Source organism: Companilactobacillus halodurans (genome assembly GCF_009600995.1).
Taxonomy (GTDB): domain Bacteria; phylum Bacillota; class Bacilli; order Lactobacillales; family Lactobacillaceae; genus Companilactobacillus; species Companilactobacillus halodurans.
This window is the reverse complement of record NZ_VDFO01000085.1, coordinates 1-1,288: the sequence shown is the minus strand read 5'-3', so window position 1 is coordinate 1,288 and position 1,288 is coordinate 1. Positions and strand designations below refer to the sequence as shown.

The window sequence follows — 1,288 nt, the reverse complement described above, 5'->3', positions numbered from 1 at the left end:
GCGTATCAATCTTCAAATTTTTTGGCTCCGAGCAAGCTCGTCAGCCAAATAAAAAACAGCTAGACCAATTATGATCTAACTGCTTATGTAAACTGCCATCAACTTAATTTGACGAACAGCCAAAATAAATGGTATTATTAGGCAGTATTTCATTTTCATCGCCCGGATTAATACTAGGAGGTAATTATGTATCAAATATTAACCGATTCAGAGTGTGATTTACCTTTGGCTACTTTAGAAGATAGCGACGTTAAAGCGATTAGTTTCCATATCAAAGTAAATGATCAGGAACTTATTAATGATTTGGGTAAAAGTTATGATATCAATGATTTTTATAAACAAATTAAAGCTGGCGTTTTGCCAACGACGACTCAAGTCAATGTTGGCGAATATTATGAATTTTTTGAACCTTACGTGAAAGCCAAGACTCCAATTGTTTACATTGGCTTTTCCGGAGGATTAAGTGGTTCGATGTCTAGTGCAATTCAGGCTAAAGAGATGCTGTTGGAGACTTATCCAAAAGCTGATATTAGAATTATCGATACCTTAGCAGCCAGTGGTGGCGAAGGCCAATTAGTTTTGGCAGCTATCAGGTTGCAAAAGTCAGGAGCAAGTCTCGACAAGTTAGTAAAATGGTTCGATCAGAACAAATTGAGTTTGCAACAATGGTTTACTGTCGATAACTTAAATTATCTCTATCACGGTGGCAGAATTTCTAGGACGTCAGCAGCCTTAGGAACCATCTTGAAAGTTAAGCCGATTCTTGATGTTGACCCAGCTGGAAAATTGAGACTGGTTTCTAAGACTAGGACCCGTAAAAAGTCACTATTGGAATTAGCAGAGAAAATTTGTAAAGATTTAAAAGACGATCCTTATCAACCTATTATTATCACGACTAGTGGTGATTATGAGGCCGCAGAAATCGTCAAAAAGGCTATTTTAGCTAAATTTTCAGAAGCAGATATTCAAGTTTATCCTATTGGTATGACAATTTCGAGTCATACAGGTTTTGGTTGTGTGGCAGCTTTTGCCATGGGTAAACAACCTCGTAATTAATTATTCAGATATTATTTTATAAAATTCAAAAGACATGGTAATCCAATTGGAATTGCCATGTTTTTTTTCGTCAATTTTCCTATTATTAGTATCCTGACAAACTTATTTATTTGGCTGTTCGTCAAATTAAGTTGATGGCAGTTTACATAAGCAGTTAGATCATAATTGGTCTAGCTGTTTTTTATTTGGCTGACGAGCTTGCTCGGAGCCAAAAAATTTGAAGATTGATACG

General features: G+C 35.9%; 1 protein-coding gene. It reads left to right on the top strand.

The window, feature by feature from the left end:
• Nucleotides 1-186: 186 nt before the first annotated feature.
• Nucleotides 187-1,056, top strand: a complete 870-nt coding sequence (locus FHL05_RS12355) for a DegV family protein (RefSeq protein ID WP_153385563.1) — start codon at nt 187-189, stop codon at nt 1,054-1,056.
• Nucleotides 1,057-1,288: the final 232 nt, after the last annotated feature.